The sequence below is a fragment of the Kitasatospora mediocidica KCTC 9733 genome (assembly GCF_000744225.1).
Lineage (GTDB): Bacteria > Actinomycetota > Actinomycetes > Streptomycetales > Streptomycetaceae > Kitasatospora > Kitasatospora mediocidica.
Map to the genome: position 1 here is coordinate 371359 of NZ_JQLN01000007.1, position 21384 is coordinate 392742.

A 21384-nucleotide genomic window follows, 5' to 3' on the forward strand; every position below is an offset into this window, starting at 1 on the left:
CACGGGCGTCAGCGCGACCGGCGATGCAGCTCCGCCGCCACCGCGAGGTCCTGCCAGGCCATCCCGACGCTCTTGAAGAAGCGCGGACGGCCCTGCGGCACCGGCGCCCGGCCGGTGACCAGTTCAGCCAGATTGTGCCACTGCCCGGGGCCCGGGGTGGCGCCCTCGGCGCGGGCCAGCAGCAGGTCGCCCGCCTCGCGCAGGGCGACGTCGCGGGACTCGACGTAGCAGGTGGCGCGGCGCACCAGGGCGCCGTCCGTCTCGCGGCCGGCCGGGTCGTGCGAGCCGACGGCGGCGACCGCGGCGTGGTCGGGGACGAGCGCGCCGTCGAAGAGCGGCTCGGCGGAGGTGGTGCAGCAGACCACCAGGTCGGCTGCGGCCACCGCGTCGGGGGCGCCGGCGTCCGCCGTCAGGCCGCGGGCCTCGGCGTACGCGACGAGCTCCCGCGCCGGTCCTGGGCGCCGGGCGACGACGGTGACGCGCTCCAGCGGGCGGATCGCCGCCAGCGCGTCCAGGTGCCCGTACGCCTGGGGCCCGGCGCCGAACAGCACCAGGTGCGCGGCGCCGGGCTCGGCCAGCACGTCCAGCGCGACGGCGGTGACGGCGGGCGTGCGCAGCGCGGTGAGCGCGGCGCCGTCCAGCAGCGCGAGCGGCCGCAGCGTCGGGCCGTCCAGCAGCAGGTAGCTGCCGGTGATCCGGGGCAGGCCGCGGGCGGGGTTGGCGGGGGCCACGCCCGCGATCTTCACGCCCGCGTAGTCGGCGGTGGCGGCCGGCATCATCAGCAGCTCGCCGGCCGGCACCCGCACGTTGCTGCGGGCCGGGCACCGCTCGGGGTCGAGTCCCTCGCGCAGCACCTTCGCGACGGCCGCCGCGGCCTCGACGGGTGTGAGGTCGACGGGAAGCCAGGAGAGCGGCTGGTCGGGCGTCATGATGATCCGATCGGTGAGGTGGTGGTCCACAGCGCGAGGAAGCCCTGACCAGGCTCTTGCTCACACCAGGAGGAACCCCGTGCCGAGCTCGTCCAGCGGGTCCAGGACGAAGCGGTGCTCCCCCGTACGGTAGGCCTGGCCGGTGACCTCGGTGAGCACGCCGCGCGGGTGCTGCCCGACCACCCGGCCGGTCATCACCGTGCCGATCACGGACTCGTGCCGCAGCTCCTCCCCCGGCCCGAGCCGCCCGTCGGCGGCCAGCAGGGCCAGCCGGGCGGAGGTGCCGGACCCGCACGGGGAGCGGTCGATCTGGCCGTCGGCGAAGACGGTCACATTGCGCTGGCTGGGCCCTGACGGGGTGTCGGGCAGCTCCTGGTGGAGGATCACCCCGTAGAGGTCGTACGCCGGTAGCAGCGCGGCGCGGACCTCCCGTCCCAGCGCGGTCAACTCCGCCAGGGCGGCCGGGTCGACCGAGGGCACCGCGAGCGAGGCGTAGACGGCGCCGGAGTCCGCGAGGTCCACCTGCACGGTGCCGCGCGAGGTCGCGACGGGCACCTTGCGGGCGAGGACGGCCGTCGGCACGTTGCGGAAGGTGACCGCGGTGGTGCGCCCGCCGGCGCGGTGCACCACCGCGGTGACCCGTCCCGAGGGCACGTCGATCCGCACCCTGGCCTCGCCGTCGTCGGGGGCCGCCACCAGCCCGCTGTCCACGGCCCAGGCTCCGAGCGCGATGGTGCCGTGGCCGCAGGCCGTCGAGTAGCCGTCCTTGTGCCAGAACAGCACCCCGAGGTGCGCCTCGCTGTCGTCCGGCGGCACCACGAACCCGCCGTACATCCCCGGGTGCCCGCGCGGCTCGCGGGTCAGCAGCCGGCGCACCTCGTCCAGCCGGCCCGGCCGCGGCGCGGTCGCGCTCCCGCCCGCCCCGATGGCGATCGCCCGCCGCTCGGCCACCGTGTCACCGGCGACCGGCGGCAGGCCCGCGGTGACGATCCGAAACGGCTCGCCGGCCGTGTGGTAGTCCACCGTCTCGACGATCACCGCAGGTCTCCGGCGGGCAGCAGGCTGACGGTGCGGCCGGCGGTGTAGAAGTCGAGCGCGGCCTGACCCTGCTCGCGCGCGCCGTACGAGGCGGCCTTGGCCCCGCCGAACGGCAGGTGGAAGTCGACGCCGCTGGAGGGCGCGTTGACCCGGATCATCCCGGCGTCCAGGCGGTCGGCGACGGCCAGCGCGGTGTCCAGGCTCCGGGTGTGCACGGAGGTGGCCAGCGTGTGCCGGGTGCTGTTGGCGAGGGCGATCGCCTCGTCCAGGTCGGCGGCGGCCAGCAGGACCGCGACCGGGCCGAAGAACTCCTCGGCCAGCAGCGGGTGCTCCGGCGGCACCTCGGCCAGCAGCGTCGGCTCGATGAACCAGCCCTCCCGGTCCGGGCGTTCGCCGCCGGCCAGCACGGTGGCCCCGGCCGCGCGGGCCGAGCCGACCGCCCCGGCCAGCCGGTCCAGCGCGGCCTGCGAGATCACCGGGCCGCAGGCGGTGCCGGGCAGCGCCGGGTCGGCGGCCGACAGCGCGGACAGCGCCTTGGCCAGTGCCTCGCGCAGCGGCTGGTAGGCCTCGCCGACGGCGATCACCTTGCTGGTGGCGGTGCACTTCTGGCCCGCGTAGCCGGCGATCGCGGCGGCCAGGTGGGCGGCGGCCTGCTCGATGTCGGCGTCCGGCAGCACCAGCGCCGCGTTCAGCCCGCCCATCTCGGCCTGCACCGGGATGCCGCGCGCGGTGGCGGCGGCGATGACGGCGGCGCCGGTGGCGGTCGATCCGGTGAAGGAGACCACGTCGGCGGCCGAGACCAGCGCGCCGCCCTCCTCCGCGCCGCCCGGCAGGACGGTGAGCACGTCGGCGGGCAGGTCGAGCAGTTCGGCCAGCCGCAGCGCGCAGGCGGTCGCCTCGGGCGCCGGCTTGAGCACGACGGTGTTGCCGGTGGCCAGCGCGGGCGCGGCCTTCCAGACCGGGATGGCCAGCGGGAAGTTCCACGGGGTGATCAGGCCGGCCACGCCGTGCGGGCGGCGACGGGTCAGCAGCAGGCCCGGGCCGGCCGCCGGCTCGTGCACGGCACCCGTCGGCGCGTACGGCGCCTGGGCGTAGTAGCGCAGGATCGCGGCGGTCCGGGCGACCTCGCCGCGCGCCTCGGCGATCGGCTTGCCCACCTCGCGGACGGTCAGCGCGGCCAGTTCGTCGGCATGCGCCTCGACGGCGTCGGCGGCCCGGCCCAGCGCCGCAGAACGGGCCGCCGCACCGGCCGCGAGCCAGCCGGGCTGCGCGGCCCGGGCCCGCTCGACGGCCGCGGCGGTGCCGAACGCGCCGGGCGCCCGGACCTCGACGACCAGATCGGCGGGGTCGGCGGGGTTGTACGAGATGACGGTCACAGTAGAAAGCCTCCGGGGAACGGGTCGCGCGGGTCGAGGAAGTACTGGGCCGTGCCGGTCACCCAGGCCCGGCCGGTGACGGTGGGCACCACGGCGGGCAGGCCGGCCACCGAGGTCTCCTCGACCAGGCGGCCGGTGAAGCTGGTGCCGATGAACGACTCGTTGACGAAGTCGCGGCCGATCGGCAACTCGCCGCGGGCGTGCAGCTGGGCCATCCGGGCGGAGGTGCCGGTGCCGCACGGCGAGCGGTCGAACCAGCCGGGGTGGATGGCCATCGCGTGCCGGGAGTGCTCGGCGGTGGAGCCGGGGGCCAGCAGGTTGACGTGGTGGCAGCTGTGGAAGGACGGGTCCTCGGGGTGCACCGGACGCTCGGCCTCGTTGATCGCGTCCATCAGCGCCAGGCCCGCCTGCAGGATCTCCTGCTTGCGCTCGCGCTCGAAGGGGATCCCGAACTCGGCCAGCGGCAGGATGGCGTAGAAGTTGCCGCCGTACGCCAGGTCGTAGCGGACCGTGCCGTGGCCGGGGACCTCGATCTTGCGGTCGAGGGCGACCGCGAAGGAGGCCACGTTGCGGATCGTCACCGCCGTGGCCGCGCCGTCCTTCACCTGCACCTCGGCGACGACCAGCCCGGCGGGAGTGTCCAGGCGGACCGTGGTGACCGGCTCGACGACCGGGACCATGCCGGTCTCCACCAGGACGGTGGCCACCCCGATCGTGCCGTGCCCGCACATCGGCAGCAGGCCGGAGACCTCGATGAAGAGCACGCCGAAGTCGGCGTCCGGGCGGGTGGGCGGCTGCAGGATCGCGCCGCTCATCGCCGCGTGGCCGCGCGGCTCGTACATCAGCAGCGTGCGGAAGTGGTCCAGGTTCTGCTGGAAGTGCGTGCGGCGCTCGGCCATGGTGGCGCCGGGGATGACGCCGAAGCCGCCGGTGATCACCCGGGTGGGCATGCCCTCGGTGTGCGAGTCGACGGCGTGGAAGACGTGGCGGGTGCGCATCGGTGCCCCTTCGTCGGAAGGTCGGGCCGGCCCCGACGGCCGGCCCGACGGGAAATCAGCGCAGGCCCTCGGCGAGGGCCTTCTCGGTGGCGGCGCGCACGGCGGCCTCGGTCTCGGGGGCGAGCGGGGCGCGCGGGGCGCGGGTGGGACCGCCGGGGCGGCCGGCGATGTCCATGGAGAGCTTGATCGCCTGGACGAACTCGGTCTTGGAGTCCCAGCGCAGCAGCGAGTGCAGCGCCTTGTAGAGCGGCAGCGCGGTGGCCAGGTCGTGGGCGACGGCGGCCCGGTAGAGCGCGACCGAGGCCTGCGGCAGGGCGTTGGGGTAGCCGGCGATCCAGCCGACCGCGCCGGCCAGCGCCAGCTCCAGCAGCACGTCGTCCGCGCCGATCAGCAGGTCCAGGCCCGGGGCCAGCTCGGCGATCTCGTAGGCGCGCCGGACGTCACCGCTGAACTCCTTGACCGCCACGATGCTGCCGTCGCCGTGCAGCGCCGCCAGCAGCTCGGGCACCAGGTCGACCTTGGTGTCGAACGGGTTGTTGTACGCCACCACCGGCAGGCCGACAGCGGCCACCTCGGCGTAGTGGGCGCGCACGGTGGCGGCGTCCGCCCGGTAGGCGTTCGGCGGCAGCAGCAGGACGGAGCCGGCGCCGGCGTCGGCGGCCTGCTCGGTCCAGCGCTTCGACTCGGCGCTGCCGTACGCGGCGACCCCGGGCATCACCCGCGCGCCGTCGCCGGCCGCCTCGACCGCGGTGTGCACGACCTTGGCGCGCTCCGCGTCGGTGAGGGTCTGGTACTCCCCGAGCGAGCCGTTGGGGACGACGCCGTCACAGCCGGAGTCGATCAGCCAGCGGACGTGCTCGGCGTAGGCGTCGTAGTCCACCGAGCGGTCGGCCCGCAGGGGGAGAGTGGTGGCGACCATGATCCCGCGCCACGGACGGGTGGGGTCGTTCAGGGCGTTGGACACGAGAGTATCTCCTTGGTGAGGTGTGACATTTTATAGGCGCTCGACGAATGGCGCAAGCACTTGCGTGCGCCATTCGTGACGGACGATCAGTTCTCGGACGTACCGGCGGCGAGTTCGCCGAGCAGGACCGGGCAGGAGAGCGGGCGGCTGTCCGCGCCCTGCGCCCCGCCCCCGGACAGACAGGCCACCGCCGGACCGCACATCCGGCCCTGGCACCAGCCCATCCCGGCCCGGGTGAGCAGCTTGACGGTGCGCGGGTCCCCGGCGCCCAGCTCGTCGACGGCCTCCCGGACGGCGGAGACCGGGACCTCCTCGCAGCGGCAGACCTCGGTGTCCGGGTGCAGCCAGGACGTCCAGTCGGGGCCCGGCCGGTGGGCGGCGGCCATCAGCTCGGCGAACGCCCGCAGCCGCCGGCGCCGGCTCAGCAGCGCCCGGGGCGGCGTCGCCCCGGCGATCGCCAGCGCCGCCGACTCGCCCTCGGCGATGGCCAGTTCGGCCCCGCCGACGCCGCAGGTCTCACCCGCCGCCCAGAGCCCGGGCACGCTGGTGCGCTGGTGGCCGTCCACGCGCAGCGCCACCGTGCCGTCCGGCACCGGACGGGTGGCGGCGCCCAGTTCGGTGGCCAGCTCGATCTGCGGGACGAGCCCGTGGCCGACCGCCAGCGCGTCGCAGTCGATCCGGCGCTCGGTCCCGGGCAGCGGACGCCAGCGGGCGTCCAGCCGCGCCACCGTCACGCCGGTCACCCGGTCCGTGCCATGTGCCTGGACCACCGCGCTGGAGCGGCGCAGTCGTACGCCGTGGCGGGCCAGCGCCGCGCCGTGCACCGCGCCCTCGACCAGCTTGCCCGGGACGGCCGCCAGCACACCCGGACGGCGGGCGTAGCCGAGGTAGTCCCCCGCCTCCACGACGGCCGGCACCGCCGCGCCGGCGGCCGTCAGCGAGGCGGCCGCCGCCAGCAGCAGCGGGCCGCTGCCGGCCACCACCACCCGGCGGCCCGGCAGCACCAGCCCGGACTTGAGCATCGCCTGCGCGCCGCCCGCGGTGACCACCCCCGGCAGCGTCCAGCCGGGGAACGGCAGCTGGCGCTCGTAGGCGCCGGTGGCCAGCAGCACGGCCCTGGCCCGGATCACGGCGCTCCCCGCGGAGTCGGCGCCGACCGCGGCGTGCAAGCGCCACTCGGCGCCTGCCTCGGCCGCCCACACGTGGTGGTGGGCCAGCCGCACGATCCGCCCGGCCGCCACGTGCGCGGCCAGCCGGTCGGCGAGGCCGGTGAAGACGGACCACTGGTGGTGCAGCCGGTCGGGACGGGCGGCGCCCAGCGCGGGGGCCGGGTGGCGGTAGTACTGGCCGCCGGGACGGGCGCCCGCGTCCAGCAGCGCGCAACGCAGGCCGTGGTCGGCGGCGGCCACGGCCCCGGCCAGTCCGGCCGGACCGGCCCCGATCACCGCCAGGTCGTACCCGGCGGGGTCGTCAGCGTGCTCTGTGCGCTCTGCGTGCTCAGACGGCGAGGTCGCCATGGCCGTGGCCCTCCTGGGTGGTGACGGTGTCGCCGGGCTGGGCCGGGAGCAGGCAGGTGCGCTGGTTGGGGCGGCCGTTGACGGTGGCCAGGCAGTCGAAGCAGGCGCCGATGCCGCAGAACGCCCCGCGCGGGCGGCCGCCGACCCGGGTGGTGCGCCAGGCCATGATGCCCTGGGCCCAGAGCGCGGCGGCGATGGTCTGCCCCGCCAGCGCGGGGACCGGACGGCCGTCGAACTCGATGGTGTGGGCCGGGCCGGGGTCGGCCTCGACCAGTGCGGCGGGGGTGCGACGCATGGCTGATCCGTTCTGCGAGCGGGCGTGGGGGCGAGCGGGTGGCGGGCGTGGCGGGCGTGGGGGCGTGCGGGCTCAGGCCGGGAAGCGGTCGGGCCGGAACGGGGCGAGGTCCAGGTCGGGCCGCGCGCCGGTCAGCTGCCGGGCGATCAGCAGTCCGGTGGCGGGCGCCAGCCCGATCCCCGCGCCCTCGTGGCCGCAGGCGTGGTACAGGCCCGGCGCACGCGGGTCGGCGCCGATCGCGGGCAGGTGGTCCGGCAGGTAGGGCCGGAAGCCGCGGTAGGCCCGCAGCACCCGGACCCGGGCCAGGACCGGGAAGAGCTCGGCGGCCTGCGCGGCCAGCCGGCGCAGCACCTCGGGCGAGAGCGTCCGGTCGAAGCCGACCCGCTCGCGGCTGGCGCCGATCAGCACCGGCCCGGAGGGCGTGCCCTCGACGACGGCCGAGGTCTGCAGGGCGGCCGAGCCGCTGGCCACGTCGGCGACGTAGTCGGCGGCGTACACCTTGTGCCGCACCACCCGTGGCAGCGGCTCGGTGACCAGCACGAACCCGCGCCTGGGCAGCACCGGCAGGTTGACCCCGGCCAGCGCCGCGAGCTCGCCGCCCCAGGTGCCGGCCGCGTTGACCACCGCGCCGGCCGCCAGCTCCCGGCGCGCCGTGCGCACACCGCGCACGGCACCGCCGGGCCCGGTCGGCAGCCCGGTGACGGCCTCGCCCAGGTAGAGCTCGGCGCCGCGCTGCCGGGCGGCCCGCAGCAGATGGGCGGCCGCCAGCGCGGGCTGGACCTGGGCGTCCTGGGCGTAGTGGAAGCCGCCGGCCAGGCCCGGGGCCAGGTGCGGCTCCAGCTCGCGCAGCCGCTCGCCCGCCACCTCCTCGGCCTTCACCCCGGCGGCCGCCTGGCCGGCCGCGAAGGCCCGCAGGGCCTCCAGCCGCCGCGGGTCCGAGGCGACCACCAGGCCGCCCTTGGGCTCGTACTCGACGGCTGCCGGGAGCCGGCCCGCGAGCTCGGTCCAGAGCCGGGAGGAGAGCAGGGCGAGGTCGAGCTCGGGTCCGGGTTCCTTGTCGGAGAGCAACAGGTTGCCCTCGCCGGCGCCGGTGGTCCCGCCGGCCACCGGGCCGCGGTCGACCACGGCGACCGACAGGCCGGCCTCGGCTGCGTAGTACGCGCAGGCGGCACCGACGACGCCGGCGCCGATCACCACGACGTCGTGAGAAGGTCTCGTGAGCACGTCAGTAATATGTCACATTGCCAACGCACTGCCAAGACGACCCCCCGGGACGGCAAAAAGCCCCGGCCCGCTCCTCCCCTGCGGGAGAAGCGGGCCGGGGCCCGTGCTGCACGGCTCAGGTGATGTCGTCGTCCACCGTCTCGGCGCGCGCGGACGGCACCGAGGCCAGCGGAGCGGCCGAGGCGCCGACCGGTCCGGACGCCTCGACGCCCTGCACCCCGCCGACACCCTCCACGCTCAGGTCCAGGTGCGAGGCCTCCTCGTCACCGAGGCCCGCGTCCGGGTTGCGGCGCCGCCTGCGCCGGTCGTTGAGCAGCGCGATCGCCACCGCGACGAAGAAGAGCACCCAGATCGGCGCCGCCAGCGCCAGCATGCTCACCGGGTCGGCGCTCGGCGTGGCGAAGGCCGCGAAGACCGTGATGGCCATCACCATGCCCCGCCACCAGCCCAGCATCCGCTTGCCGGAGAGCGCCCCGGTGAAGTTCAGCATCACCAGGATCAGCGGGAACTCGAAGGCCGCGCCGAACACCAGGACCATCCTGGTCGCGATGTTCAGATAGCCGTCGACGGGCAGGATCTGCTGCGCCCCGATCGGGGTGAACGAGCCCAGCACCCGGATCGTGGTCGGCATCAGCAGGTAGGCGCAGGCCGCACCGCCGAGGAAGAGCGGCGTGCCGGCGGCCAGGAACCCCATCGAGTACCGACGCTCGTTCTTGTGCAGACCGGGCGAGATGAAGGCCCAGAGCTGGTAGAGCCAGATCGGCACCGCGCCCACCAGGCCCGCCGTGATGCAGACCTTCAGGGTGAGCGCGAAGGGCGCCGTGACGCCGATGACCGCGACCTGGGCGCAGTGGCCGTGGAAGTGGGGGTCGGCCAGCTGCGCCGGGGTGCAGGCCGGCAGCGGCTCCATCAGCAGGTGCAGCAGCTCCTTGCTGAAGAACGCCGCGACGATCGTGCAGGCCACGATCGCCAGCACCGACTTGACCAGTCGGTTCCGCAGCTCGCGGAGGTGATCCCCGAGGGACATCCGTCCGTCGGGGTCCTTGGGCGGTTTGGAAGACTTGCTCAACCCCGGTCCTCAACTCGTGCGTCGCGCTCCGCCGGGCGGCGGGCCGCGGTGCCAGGGCCGGTCCGACCGCGTCAGTGCGGGCGGGCCGGCTTCTGCTCGGTGACCGGCCGCGCGGTGGAGGCGTCACCGGGTGCGGCCTGGATCGTCCTGACCGTCTCGGCCGCGGCCCGGGGGGCCTTGGCCGTCGTCCGCTCGGTGCCCTCGTCCTTCAGCGCCTGGGTCTCGCTCTTCAGGATGCGCAGGGACTGGCCCAGCGACCGGGCCAGCTGGGGCAGCCGTTTCGCGCCGAAGAGTACGGTCACCATCGCGGCGATCAGGAGGAACTCCACGATCCTGCCCATGGGCTACGACCTTCCTGGCGAGAGCGGCGATCCGGAGCCGGATCGGTCCGCGGGCGGACGGGACGGGTGCGGCCCGCGGATACGGCGGGCCAGGAGAGAGCCTAACCCGCGCGTGGCGGGCCCAGGAGCCCCCCAACCCTCACGAGCAGGTGAAGTTTGGGCGCGCGCGATCCGAACTGTTCGAGGAATCAGCCCCGGACGGTCGCGCTCAGTTCCCCACAGGCCTCGGCGAGGGTGCGGGACGCGGTGTCCACCTCGCGGGAGAGCACCCGCACATCCAGCCACAGGCGCATCGAGAGCACCCCCAGCACCAGCAGTCCCGCGGTACCGAGTCCCACGGCCGCCATCAGGATCCACGGCACGAACGACCTCCACTGTTCTAGACGCTGTCGACGGCCTAGCCCTCGACCGGGACGAGCCGCATGGTGCGCACCCCGGCGCCGGTCAGCGCCTCGACGATCTTCTCACCGGCGGGCTTGCGCACCGCCGCACCGCAGGCCGGGCAGCTGAAACTGTAAAAGGTCCGCTCCTTGGTGCGCCCCAGCGCCAGCCGGAACTCCGAGGCGGCCAGCTCGACCTTCTCCCGGCACTGCGAGCAGTAGACCTTGAACCTGGTGTCCTCTTCCGTCACCTCAGTGCGTCCCGCCCTGGTACCCGGCCAGCGCCGCCAGCGCCGCCTCCCGGGCCTCGTCCGCGAGCGGGGCCGGCGAAACGATCCGCCCGTCCCGGCCCAGCCGCAGCGCCAGCGTGCGCAGGCCCGACGGGTCGGAGCTGCGCAGGGTGATCCGCAGGCCGCCGTCGGGCAGCTCCTCGGCCAGGTCGTGAGTGTAGTACTCGGCCACCCAGCGCCCGGCGGGGCCGACCTCGACGACCACCTCGGGGTCGTCCGCGCCCGGGTTGACCAGGCCCTGCGAGAGGTCGCGGGGCTCCAGGCGCGGCGGGCGGGCGGGCTCGTCCAGCAGCTTGAGCTCGGCGACCCGGTCCAGCCGGAAGAGCCGGCGGTCCTCGGAGGTCCGGCACCAGCCCTCCAGGTAGGTGTGGCCCTCGGTCACCAGGCGGATCGGGTCCACCTCGCGCTCGGTCATGCCGCCGCGCCCGTGCGAGTAGTAGCGCAGCCAGATCAGCCGGCCCTCGGAGAGCGCGCGGTCGATGTCGGCGAAGACCTGGCCCTCGGCCTCGAAGGTGACCCCGACCCGGGCGCTGCCCTCCGCGCTCTCCCCCGCCGCGTTCTCGATCTTGGCGACGGCGCGGGTGAGCGCCTCGCGGTCACGCGCGCGCAGGCCCGGCAGGCCGGCCACCGCGCGGGCGGCCACCAGCAGCGCGGTCGCCTCGTCGGCGGCCAGCCGCAGCGGCTGGGCGACGTCGTCGACGTTGTGCCACCAGATCCGCTCGCCGTCGGTGTCGATGTCCAGCAGGTCGCCGCCGCGGAAGCTGGTGCCGCACATCGGCAGCACGTTCAGGTCCGCGATCAGCTCGCGCTCGGTGATCCCGAACGCCCGGGCCACCTCGGCGACCTCGGCGCCGGGGCGCTCGCGCAGGTAGGTGACCAGCGAGAGCATCCGGCGGGTCTGGTCGATGGCGTTGCTCACCGGGTGGCTCCTTCAGGCGCTTGGGCTGCGAGGCCGGCCACGGCGCGCAGCCGGTCGATGACGTCGGCCCGCAGCTCGTCAGGCTCCAGGACGACCAGGTCCGGACCGAACTCGGCGAGGTCGGCGCCGAGCCCGTGACCGTACGGGATCTCCAACTCGTCCCACTGCGGGTCGATCTGACGGGTCGCCAACGCCTTGGTGCGCAGCGGGAACCCGGCACCGCGGCGCACCCGGACGGTGGCCGTGGCGGTGGCGCCCTCGCCGGCGAAGGTGGCGACGTAGGCCCGGACGTCCACATGCTCGGGGATCGGCGCGACGAACGCGCCCGCCCGCGAGCGGACCTTGCCGGTGATGCGGCTCAGCCGGAAGACCCGCACCGCCGAGCGGTCACGGTCCCAGCCGGCCAGGTACCAGTGGCCGCGCCAGCACTCCAGCGCCCACGGCTCGACCGAGCGCGCCTCGACGGCCGAGGCTCCGGACTTGCGGTACTCGAAACTGACGGGCCGCCGGTCGCGGGCGGCCAGCAGCAGCGGCTCGAACGCGGCCTCGCGGGCCGGGATCCGCGGCTCCAGCGCGGTGCGGCCGTCGGAGCCGTCCTCGGTGAACGGCACCCCCGCCGCGCGCAGCTTCTGCAGCGCGCCGCTGGCGGCGCCCGAGAGGCGGGCCTGGTGCCAGACCTTGGCGGCCAGGCTCAGCGCGGCCGCCTCCTCGGCGTCCAGCGCGATCTCCGGCAGCCGGTTGCGGTCGGCGCGGGCCAGGTAGCCGATCTCGCCGTCCGAGGTGTTCTCGTCGACGTCGATGACCAGGCCCAGCTCGCGCAGGTCGTCCTTGTCCCGCTCGAACATCCGGTTGAAGGCGTCCTCGCTGCCGTGCTGCCAGGCCTCCCGGTAGGCCTCGATGGACTCCCGAAGCTCTCGCTTGGAGAGCGGGCGTTTGGTGTTCATCAGGCACAGGGCGAGGTTCATCAGCCGCTCTGCCTTGGCGATCGCCATCGTGACCCTTCCGGTGTGCCGCGCAGCGCGCGGGCTGCGCCGCCGGGCCATTCGTGAACCCGGCGACCCGACCGTACCGGTAGCGGGACCTGCGGCGAAAGCCGGGACCGGACGACGACGGCCGCACCCCGCGAGCGGGGTGCGGCCGTCGGGTGCGGCTGCTGTCAGACGCCCAGCAGGTCGACCACGAAGATCAGGGTCTCGCCCGCCTTGATCGCCGGGGTCGGCGACTGGTTGCCGTAGGCCTTGTTGGCCGGGATGATCAGCTCGCGCCGGCCACCGACCTTCATGCCGACGACACCCTCGTCCCAGCCCTTGATGACCCGGCCGCCGCCGAGCGGGAACTGGAAGGCCTGACCGCGGTTCCAGCTGGCGTCGAACTCCTCGCCGGTGCTGAACGCGACACCGACGTAGTGGACCTTGACCGTCTGCCCGGCCTTGGCCTCGGCGCCGTCGCCCACCGTGATGTCGCGGATCTGCAGCTCCACCGGCGGCTCGCCACCCGGGAAGTCGATCTCCGGCTTCGTCAACTCGCTCACAACTGCCTCTTCTCATCAGCCGCCCGTGGCGGCCTTCGTCAATGCTCCACAGCACACAGCACGGCGGCGGACCGCCGTACCGCGGCTCCCTGGGGAACCACCGTACGGGCGTCCGCCGCCCATGCACTTCAGGCCCGGCCGCGGGTCGCCCCGCCGCCGGTCACCCCATTATGGTCGCTGTCAGTTGGCCGAACCGACACCGGCATCGAGGATGTCGATCACGAAGACCAGCGAGGAGTTGGCCGGAATGCCGCTCTGCGCCTGGTCCTTGTAGGCGAGCGAGGCCGGGATCACCAGCTCGATCCGGCTGCCGACGTTCTGGCCGACGACACCCTGGTCCCAGCCCGCGATGACGTTGCCGCCACCGGTGACGAAGCTGAACGCCGTCTTGCCGATCGAGGAGTCGAACTCCTTGCCGTCCTTGAGCAGCGCGCCGGTGTACTGCACGACGACCTTCTCGCCGCTGGCGACCTTCGGGCCCTTGCCCTGGATCAGCACCGCGGTCTTCAGCGCCGTCGGGTCGGTGACGCCGGCCGGCGGGGTGATCGTGTCCGGCTTGCCGGGGTTCTCCTTGACCTGCGGGAAGTCGGCCGGCGGCGCGGTGACGTCACCGCTCACCCGGGCGCCGGGGGCGTTGACGCGGTCGACGTCGATCACCATCACCAGGGTGTCGGTGGCGCCCAGGCCCAGGCTGGGGTTGCCCTGGCTGCCGAAGGCCGCCGCCGGGGGCGCCACGACGAGCAGCCGGCTGCCGGCCTTGGCGCCCACCACGCTGGCGTCCAGCGCCGGGATCAGCTGACCCGTGCCGGCCTGGAAGATCTGCGGCTGGCCCTGGTCGTAGGAACCGGAGATGTCCTTGCCGGTGTTCCAGTCCTTCAGGGTGAAGTCCGCGGTGACCCAGGAGCCCTTGTCGGCCTTGGCGCCGTCGCCCTCGACCAGCGGCTTGACCACGAAGTTCCCGTCCGGGGAACCGCCCGTGGGCAGCGTGATGGTCGCCTTCTTGCCGACGTCGCCGGTGACCGTCGGCAGCACCTTGGCGTCCGTCTTGATCGGCGGGACGGCCGGCGCGCTCGGCGAGGCCGGCGCGCTGGGCGTGGCGGTGGCACTGTCCGCGGCCGAGGACGAGCTGCTGTTGTCCGGCTTGTTGATCTCGTACAGCGCGACGCCGCTGCCGATCAGCAGCACGGCCAGCACGCTGGCCAGCACCGCGCCGAGCCGGCCCACGCCGGGCGCCTTATCGTAGTCCGCCTCGGACTGCTGCTCCTTGCGCACCGTGGAGGCGAACACCTGCGGTTCGTCGTCCTTGGGCGTGCCGGAGGCGGCCGGCGCGGCCTGGCCCGGCTGAGCCCAGCCCGCCTGCTGCTTGAGAATCGACGGCGGAATCACGATGGACTCGCCGTCGCCCGGCAGCGGGCCCCCGGGCCTCGGGGCCGCCGGGTCGGCGACCGCGCCGCTCGCGGTGTCGGCCTCGCCCGGGCCCGACGCATTCTCAGCCATGACTCCCCATCCTCGCCATCAGATCGCTCGCCGCTGTGCGAATCGGCAGCAGTATGTCAGCTCAGCATGAGGGCAGGCTCTCATCGTCTGTACATGACATGTGAGAAGGGCCTGCCCCACCGCTACCGATCGACTACACAGCTTCCAGGATGTCGATCACAAACACCAGCGTGGAGTTGGCCGGGATCGAGGACTGCGCCTTGTCGCCGTAGCCGAGCGCGGGCGGAATCACCAGCAGCATCCGGCTGCCCACCGGCTGGCCGACCAGCCCCTTGTCCCAGCCCTGGATCACACTGCCGGTGCCCACCTGCAGGGCCTGCGCCCCGCCGTGGCTCCAGGACGAGTCGAACTGCTGGCCGTTGCTCCACAGCACCCCGGTGTACTGCACCACCAGCGTCTGCCCGGCCTGCACCGGTTTGCCGTCGCCCTTGATCAGCGCGAAGCTCTGCAGGTCGGTCGGCGCCGGCTGGTCCTTGGGGATGGTGATCGTCGGGGCGGCCTTGCCGTTGTCCTTCACCTGCGGGGAGGTGGGCGGCGCCTGCGTCATCGTCCCGGTCACCGCGGAGTCCTGCGGCACGTCCTCCATGATGTCCAGCACGAAGACCACGGTGTCCTGGCCGCCCACGCTCAGCGCGCTGTTCCCGGTGCTGCCGAAGCCCGCGGCCGGCGGGGCCACCACCAGCACCCGGCTGCCGACCTTCTTGCCCACCACGCTCTGGTCGAAGGCCGGCACCAGCTGCCCGCTGCCCGCCTGGTAGAGCTGCGGCTTGGAGCCGGCGTCGTAGGAGCTCGGCACGTCCTTGCCGGTCGTCCAGTTCTTCGCCGTGTAGTTGACCGTCACCCAGTCGCCCTTGTTGACCCCGGCGCCGTCGCCCTCGCTCAGCGTGCTGACAACGAACTGGCCGCTCGGCTGCCCCGCCGGGAGGGTGATCGTCGCCTTCTTGCCGAAGTCCCCGGTCACCGTGGGCATCGGCGAGGCCGACCCCACCGGGCTCGGCACGGCCGGGGCCGAACTGCTCGGCGCCGCGGACGGGCCGCTCTTCACGGGTGTGCTGCTGCTGCACGCCACGAGCGCCAGCAATGGCAGGGCTGCGAGCAGCCCGGCAATCCGTCGCACGGTGTTCCTCACTGTCGGTCAAGTCCGGTCCATACGGCCAGCGAACTCGACCCACCCTAGAACCCGCACCCTCCGCAGGCCGGAAGGCGGGGCGGGGAGGTGATCAACCACACGATCGGATCACCTTCCCGCCCCGCCCTCCGGCCGCACGGGACCGACGACGGGCTACATGCCCGCGATCAGCTTCTCCACCCGCTCGTCCACCGAACGGAACGGGTCCTTGCAGAGCACGGTGCGCTGCGCCTGGTCGTTGAGCTTGAGGTGCACCCAGTCCACCGTGAAGTCGCGGCGCTGCTCCTGCGCCTTGCGGATGAAGTCCCCGCGCAGCCGGGCGCGGGTGGTCTGCGGCGGGACGGACTTGGCCTCGAAGGTCTTCAGGTCGGTGGTGACCCGCTGGGCCTGGCCCTTGTTCTGCAGCAGGTAGAAGAGCCCGCGACGGCGGTGGATGTCGTGGTAGGCCAGGTCGATCTGGGCGACCCGGGGGTTCGACATGCTCATCTGGTGCTTCTCGCGGTAGCGCTCGATCAGCTGGTACTTCATGATCCAGTCGATCTCGTTGCCGACCTTGGCGAGGTCCTCGGTGCGCACCGCCTCCAGCGTGCGGCCCCACAGCTCCAGCACCCGGCCCACCGTGCCGGTGTTCAGACCCTTGCGGTCGGCGAACTCCAGCGCCTTGCCGTAGTACTCCTCCTGGATCTCCAGCGCGCTGGCCTCCCGGCCGTTGGCCAGCCGGACCTGGTGGCGGCCGGTGAGGTCATGACTGACCTCGCGGATCGCCCGGATCGGGTTCTCCAGCGTCAGGTCCCGCATCACCACGCCGGCCTCGATCAGCCGCAGCACCAGGTCGGTGGCGCCGACCTTGAGCAGGGTGGTGGTCTCCGACATGTTGGAGTCACCCACGATCACGTGCAGCCGCCGGTAGCGCTCGGCGTCCGCGTGCGGCTCGTCGCGGGTGTTGATGATCGGACGGGAGCGGGTGGTCGCCGAGCTGACGCCCTCCCAGATGTGCTCCGCCCGCTGGCTCACGCAGTAGACCGCACCGCGCGGGGTCTGCAGCACCTTGCCGGCACCGCAGATCAGCTGGCGGGTCACCAGGAACGGGATCAGCACGTCGGCCAGCCGGGAGAACTCCCCGTGCCGGGCCACCAGATAGTTCTCGTGGCAGCCGTAGGAGTTGCCGGCCGAGTCGGTGTTGTTCTTGAAGAGGTAGACGTCGCCTGCGATGCCCTCCTCGTGCAGCCGCCGCTCGGCGTCCACCAGGAGACCTTCGAGGATGCGCTCGCCCGCCTTGTCGTGCGTCACCAGCTCGGTGACGTCGTCGCACTCCGGAGTGGCGTACTCGGGGTGCGAACCGACATCGAGGTAAAGCCGTGCGCCATTGCGCAGGAAGACATTGCTGCTTCGTCCCCAGGAAACTACGCGGCGGAAGAGGTACCTGGCCACCTCGTCCGGAGACAGACGCCGTTGTCCCCGGAACGTACACGTGACGCCGTACTCGTTCTCCAGCCCGAAAATTCGGCGATCCATGGTGGGACTTTACGCTTCTGGCGACGTTCTGAAACCGTTTCGGCTGCGCCAATCGGAGCACGGTTATTCCGGCCCGGATCACGGCCCGCCGAGGACGGCCCGGAAATGCGCGCGCCCGTGGGGCGCGGCGCCGATCGCGCCGCACCCCACGGGCTCGGAAGGCCGCCGCGCTACTCGGCGGCGTCCCCGGGGGCGTCCTTCGGGGTCGCGGCGGCGGGGGCGTCCTCGCCGCCGTCCTCGGCGGCCGCCGACTCGTCGCCGCTCAGCAGCCGGGCCAGCTGGCCGCCCAGGATCCGCTTGAACTTGCGCTGCTGGGGCCGGTGGCGGTCCAGCACGGCCACCTCCAGCTGCTCCGGCGTCAGGGTCCGCGGCGAGCCGCCGTTGGGGTCGCGGGCGAGCGACTCGACGGCCACCTTGAGCGCCTCCGCCAGGCTCAGGCCGGGCGTGTGGCGCTGCTCCAGGTAGGTCCCGATCGAATCCGCGTTGCCGCCGACCACGACGGTGTTCTGCTCGTCCACCACGGACCCGTCCGGGGTCAGCCGGTAGATCTGGTCGTCCTCGGTGGCCTTGCCCACCTCGGCGACGATCAGCTCCACCTCGTAGGGCTTCTCGCCCACCGAGGAGAAGATGGTGCCCAGGGTCTGGGCGTAGACGTTGGCCAGCCCACGGGCCGTCACATCGGCCCGGTCGTAGGAGTAACCGCGCAGATCGGCGTAGCGCACGCCGCCGATCCGGAGGTTCTCGAACTCGTTGTAGCGGCCGACCGCGGCGAAGGCGATCTTGTCGTAGATCTCGGACACCTTGTGCAGCGCCCGGGAGGTGTTCTCGGCGACGAAGACGATGCCGTCGGCGTAGGTGAGCACGACCACGCTGCGACCGCGCGCGATGCCCTTGCGGGCGTACTCCGCGCGGTCCGCCATGGCCTGCTGAGGCGAGACGTAGAACGGTGTGGACACCGGCGGTCGTCCCCTTCTGTCAGGTGGGTGGGGTAGGAGGCTGGCGGACTACAGCAGGGGGGCCTGCGGACCGTTCGGACGGCTCTTGCGGTGCTCGACGATCGACTGCGCGATCGTGGACACCTCGTCGTCGGACAGCCTGCGGAAGCCGTCCTCGGTGATCAGCGAGACGATCGGGAAGATCTTGCGCGCCAGGTCCGGCCCGCCGGTCGCCGAGTCGTCGTCAGCGGCGTCGTAGAGCGCCTGGACGACCAGGGTGGCGGCCTGATCGGCCGTCAGGTCCTCGCGGTAGAGCTTCTTCAGCGACCCGCGGGCGAAGACCGAGCCGGAGCCGGTGGCCGTGAAGCCGCGCTCCTCGGACCGGCCGCCGGTGACGTCGTAGCTGAAGATCCGGCCGCGCCCGAGGTCCAGGTCGTAGCCGGCGAAGAGCGGCACCACGGCCAGCCCCTGCATCGCCATGCCCAGGTTCCCCCGGATCATGGTGGTGAGGCGGTTGGCCTTGCCCTCCAGCGAGAGGACCGCGCCCTCGATCTTCTCGTAGTGCTCCAGCTCCAGCTGGAAGAGCCGGACCATCTCGACGGCGAGGCCGGCGGTGCCGGCGATGCCGACCGCGCTGTACTCGTCGGCCGGGAAGACCTTCTCGATGTCACGCTGGGCGATCACGTTGCCCATGGTGGCCCGACGGTCGCCCGCGATCACCACGCCGCCGTCGAACACGGCGGCGACGATCGTGGTGCCGTGCGGCGCTTCGATGGTCAGTCCCTCGGGGAGGGCACGGCGTCCGGGGAGCAGCTCCGGCGAATACGCCGCCAGGAACTCGATGAACGACGAGGATCCCGCGGTGAGGAAGGCATCCGGTAGACGCCCGGTGCCACGAGTGTTGGCTTCCACACGATTCCTTCCAGATAGTCGGCAGCCCGCCGGAGCGCGTCGGGACTGTCCCTCATCTGCCCGAGTGCCGCGTTGCACGCGAAGCAGAGGATGCCACGGACCCTACCCGTTTCGTGGTCGTGATCCACATGTTCTGCCCGCTTCGCCAGACAGATCACGCAGAGCTGGTGCTGGGACGCGAGCATGGCTTGGAGGTCGGCTTCGGTCATGCCGTAGGTGCGCCGGAAATAGCTCTCGCGATTGCGCACGGACCGGCAAGGCTTGCAATAGGGCGCAAGGCCACTGGGCTGGCGGGTGTTCTTGTCCCATTCGCTGTGCGGTTTGACCTCTTCGCAATCGGGGCACCGCTTGTAGCCCTCCGGCACCTCTGTACGAGGACGCACGACCTTACCCTTGGCCAGCTGTCGCCGGTCGTAATAGGCGGCGCTGCAGGCGCGACACGTCGCCTGCAGCCCGTTCCACCTCGACCGATTCTTTGCGAATTCAGCCGCCGGCAATGTCTTCTTGCATCTCGAGCAGTGCGCCTCAAAATGCATTTTGGACATTCTTTATTGCCCGCCCTTTTGAACAAATCCGCGAACAAAATCCTCGGCGTTCGACTCCAAGACTTCGTCGATTTCGTCCAATACCGCGTCCACGTCGTCGCTCAGCTTTTCCTGGCGTTCCTTGAGTTCCTCGGAGTTCTGCGTTTCCGCAGCCTGCTCCTCGACCTCCTCGGAGGAGCGGTTCGCCCGCTGCTGGCCGCCGCCGGTGTCCTTGGTCGCCATGTCCCTCACCCCGCTCGAATTTCGTCTGGCACGGTTGGTCCAAGCTTGCTGCTCAGACCCTATACACCGGGTGCGACTGGCGCTGCCCGTTTGCGTGGTCTCGGCGGCGTGTGCCGCGTCCACCTTCAGGTCCACTCTGTTCAACGCCGGGACGTCACCTGGATGATTCCCCTCCGAGGGCGCGTTCACCCGTGGTGATCGCGTTCTCACCGACCGGAGTTCAGTCGCCGGAGAGCACCCGGACCAGGTCCTCGGCGGTGCGGCAGCGGTCGAGGAGCTCCTTGACGTGGTTGCGGGTGCCGCGCAGTGGCTCCAGGGTCGGTACCCGTTGGAGGGAGTCGCGGCCCGGCAGGTCGAAGATGACCGAGTCCCAGGACGCGGCCGCGACGTGCTCCGCGTACTGCTCCAGGCAGCGGCCGCGGAAGTACGCCCGGGTGTCCTCCGGGGGCTTGTGGACGGCGCGCAGCACCTCCTCCTCGGTCACCAGCCGGTCGAAGCGGCCGCGTGCCACGAGGCGGTTGTAGAGGCCCTTCTCGGGCCGTACGTCGCTGTACTGGAGGTCGACCAGGTGCAGCCGGGGGTGGTCCCAGTCCAGGCCGTCGCGCTGCCGGTAGCCCTCCAGCAGCTCCTTCTTGGCGACCCAGTCGAGCTGCTTGGACAGGCTCATCGGGTCGCGCTCCAGGCGGCCCAGCACGTCCTCCCAGCGGGCCAGCACGTCGACGGTCTGCTCGTCGGCGTCGTGGCCGTAGCGGTCCTCGACGTACTTGCGGGCCAGCTCGCAGTACTCCATCTGGAGCTGCACGGCGGTCAGCTTGCGGCCGCTGCGCAGCTGGATCAGGTGCTGCAGCGAGGGGTCGTGGGAGACCCGGTGCAGGGTGCGCACGGGCTGGTCGACCGCGAGGTCGACGGCGATGAAGCCGGCCTCGATCATCGCCAGGACCAGCGAGGTGGTGCCGAGCTTGAGGTAGGTGGAGATCTCCGAGAGGTTGGCGTCGCCGATGATCACGTGCAGTCGGCGGTACTTCTCGGCGTCCGCGTGCGGCTCGTCCCGGGTGTTGATGATGGGCCGCTTGAGGGTGGTCTCCAGGCCGACCTCGACCTCGAAGTAGTCGGCCCGCTGGCTGAGCTGGAAGCCGTTGGCCGAGCCGTCCTGGCCCAGGCCCACCCGGCCGGCGCCGGTGACCACCTGGCGGGAGACGAAGAACGGGGTGAGGTGGCGGACGATGTCGGCGAACGGGGTCGCCCGCTGCATCAGGTAGTTCTCGTGGGTGCCGTAGGAGGCGCCCTTGTTGTCGGTGTTGTTCTTGTACAGGTGGATGGTCTGCCCGTTGGGCAGTTCCAGGGCGCGGGCGGCGGCCTCGGCCATGACCCGCTCACCGGCCTTGTCCCAGAGCACCGCGTCGCGCGGGTTGGTGATCTCCGGCGAGCTGTACTCGGGGTGCGCGTGGTCCACGTAGAAGCGGGCGCCGTTGGTGAGGATGATGTTGGCCAGGCCGATGTCCTCGTCGGTCAGCTGGCTGGAATCCGCCACCTCGCGGGCGAGGTCGAAACCCCGGGCGTCCCGCAGCGGGTTCTCCTCCTCGAAGTCCCAGCGGGCGCGGCGCGCCCGGTGCATCGCCGCCGCGTAGGCGTTGACGATCTGGGACGAGGTGAGCATGGCGTTGGCGTTGGGGTGTCCGGGTACGGAGATCCCGTACTCGGTCTCGATGCCCATCACGCGCCTTACGGTCATGCGGCCCTCCTTGCCCGTCGCCCCGC

22 protein-coding genes and 1 pseudogene are annotated in these 21384 nt (G+C 72.8%); all 23 read right to left on the reverse strand.

Going from position 1 to position 21384, the window contains the following annotated elements; genetic code table 11:
* Positions 1-8 precede the first annotated feature (8 nt).
* Positions 9-959, reverse strand: a complete 951-nt coding sequence (locus tag BS80_RS32065; RefSeq protein ID WP_232246733.1) for an ornithine cyclodeaminase family protein — start codon at positions 957-959, stop codon at positions 9-11.
* 30 nt (positions 960-989) lie between these two features.
* The gene (locus BS80_RS32070) at positions 990-1967 is read right to left on the reverse strand and encodes a proline racemase family protein (RefSeq protein ID WP_198045677.1); all 978 of its coding nucleotides are present in this window, start codon (positions 1965-1967) and stop codon (positions 990-992) included.
* Positions 1964-3343 carry an aldehyde dehydrogenase family protein gene (locus tag BS80_RS32075; protein ID WP_035804766.1) on the reverse strand — a complete coding sequence of 460 codons (1380 nt, stop codon included), beginning with the start codon at positions 3341-3343 and terminating at the stop codon, positions 1964-1966. Before BS80_RS32075 ends, BS80_RS32070 begins: the two co-directional genes overlap by 4 nt.
* A complete protein-coding gene (locus tag BS80_RS32080) occupies positions 3340-4341 on the reverse strand; it encodes a proline racemase family protein (protein ID WP_035804768.1) in 1002 nt (333 codons plus the stop codon). Before BS80_RS32080 ends, BS80_RS32075 begins: the two co-directional genes overlap by 4 nt.
* 55 nt (positions 4342-4396) lie before the next feature.
* Positions 4397-5260, reverse strand: coding sequence for a dihydrodipicolinate synthase family protein (locus tag BS80_RS32085; RefSeq protein WP_051967705.1), 864 nt, complete (start codon positions 5258-5260; stop codon positions 4397-4399).
* A 131-nt stretch (positions 5261-5391) separates the two neighbouring features.
* A complete protein-coding gene (locus BS80_RS32090; RefSeq protein ID WP_083975607.1) occupies positions 5392-6822 on the reverse strand; it encodes an FAD/NAD(P)-dependent oxidoreductase in 1431 nt (476 codons plus the stop codon).
* Positions 6803-7117 (reverse strand): (2Fe-2S)-binding protein, encoded by a 315-nt coding sequence (locus tag BS80_RS32095; RefSeq protein ID WP_035804770.1) that lies wholly within the window; start codon positions 7115-7117, stop codon positions 6803-6805. The genes BS80_RS32090 and BS80_RS32095 overlap by 20 nt, the downstream gene beginning before the upstream one ends.
* Positions 7118-7189: 72 nt before the next feature.
* The gene (locus BS80_RS32100) at positions 7190-8341 is read right to left on the reverse strand and encodes an NAD(P)/FAD-dependent oxidoreductase (protein ID WP_035804771.1); all 1152 of its coding nucleotides are present in this window, start codon (positions 8339-8341) and stop codon (positions 7190-7192) included.
* A gap of 115 nt (positions 8342-8456) precedes the next feature.
* A complete protein-coding gene (tatC, locus tag BS80_RS32105) occupies positions 8457-9410 on the reverse strand; it encodes a twin-arginine translocase subunit TatC (protein WP_035804772.1) in 954 nt (317 codons plus the stop codon).
* Between the two features lie 71 nt (positions 9411-9481).
* Positions 9482-9751, reverse strand: a complete 270-nt coding sequence (gene tatA, locus BS80_RS32110; protein ID WP_035804774.1) for a Sec-independent protein translocase subunit TatA — start codon at positions 9749-9751, stop codon at positions 9482-9484.
* Positions 9752-9939: 188 nt separating this feature from the next.
* Positions 9940-10113, reverse strand: a complete 174-nt coding sequence (locus tag BS80_RS41320) for a hypothetical protein (RefSeq protein WP_157536726.1) — start codon at positions 10111-10113, stop codon at positions 9940-9942.
* Between the two features lie 35 nt (positions 10114-10148).
* Complete coding sequence (locus tag BS80_RS32115) at positions 10149-10382, reverse strand: hypothetical protein (RefSeq protein ID WP_035804776.1); 234 nt, start codon at positions 10380-10382, stop codon at positions 10149-10151.
* A gap of 1 nt (position 10383) precedes the next feature.
* Complete coding sequence (locus BS80_RS32120) at positions 10384-11310, reverse strand: helix-turn-helix transcriptional regulator (protein ID WP_198045713.1); 927 nt, start codon at positions 11308-11310, stop codon at positions 10384-10386.
* A gap of 26 nt (positions 11311-11336) precedes the next feature.
* The gene (locus BS80_RS32125) at positions 11337-12332 is read right to left on the reverse strand and encodes a helix-turn-helix transcriptional regulator (RefSeq protein WP_035804779.1); all 996 of its coding nucleotides are present in this window, start codon (positions 12330-12332) and stop codon (positions 11337-11339) included.
* Between the two features lie 164 nt (positions 12333-12496).
* A complete protein-coding gene (locus BS80_RS32130) occupies positions 12497-12871 on the reverse strand; it encodes an FKBP-type peptidyl-prolyl cis-trans isomerase (RefSeq protein WP_269676241.1) in 375 nt (124 codons plus the stop codon).
* 180 nt (positions 12872-13051) lie between these two features.
* Entirely contained in the window at positions 13052-14368 is a 1317-nt protein-coding gene (locus BS80_RS32135; RefSeq protein WP_051967485.1) for an FKBP-type peptidyl-prolyl cis-trans isomerase, read from the reverse strand.
* 133 nt (positions 14369-14501) lie between these two features.
* Complete coding sequence (locus BS80_RS32140) at positions 14502-15485, reverse strand: FKBP-type peptidyl-prolyl cis-trans isomerase (RefSeq protein WP_035804781.1); 984 nt, start codon at positions 15483-15485, stop codon at positions 14502-14504.
* A gap of 165 nt (positions 15486-15650) precedes the next feature.
* The gene (gene pafA / locus BS80_RS32145) at positions 15651-17012 is read right to left on the reverse strand and encodes a Pup--protein ligase (RefSeq protein ID WP_035804783.1); all 1362 of its coding nucleotides are present in this window, start codon (positions 17010-17012) and stop codon (positions 15651-15653) included.
* Between the two features lie 170 nt (positions 17013-17182).
* Positions 17183-17968 carry a proteasome subunit alpha gene (gene prcA, locus BS80_RS32150; protein WP_051967487.1) on the reverse strand — a complete coding sequence of 262 codons (786 nt, stop codon included), beginning with the start codon at positions 17966-17968 and terminating at the stop codon, positions 17183-17185.
* A 48-nt stretch (positions 17969-18016) separates the two neighbouring features.
* Positions 18017-18859 (reverse strand): proteasome subunit beta, encoded by an 843-nt coding sequence (gene prcB, locus BS80_RS32155; protein ID WP_035804785.1) that lies wholly within the window; start codon positions 18857-18859, stop codon positions 18017-18019.
* Between the two features lie 68 nt (positions 18860-18927).
* Positions 18928-19404: pseudogene (locus tag BS80_RS39985) on the reverse strand (endonuclease domain-containing protein); the annotation flags it as partial.
* Between the two features lie 3 nt (positions 19405-19407).
* A complete protein-coding gene (locus BS80_RS32165) occupies positions 19408-19626 on the reverse strand; it encodes a ubiquitin-like protein Pup (protein ID WP_035806492.1) in 219 nt (72 codons plus the stop codon).
* 220 nt (positions 19627-19846) lie between these two features.
* A complete protein-coding gene (dop, locus tag BS80_RS32170; protein ID WP_035804787.1) occupies positions 19847-21358 on the reverse strand; it encodes a depupylase/deamidase Dop in 1512 nt (503 codons plus the stop codon).
* Between the last annotated feature and the right edge of the window lie 26 nt (positions 21359-21384).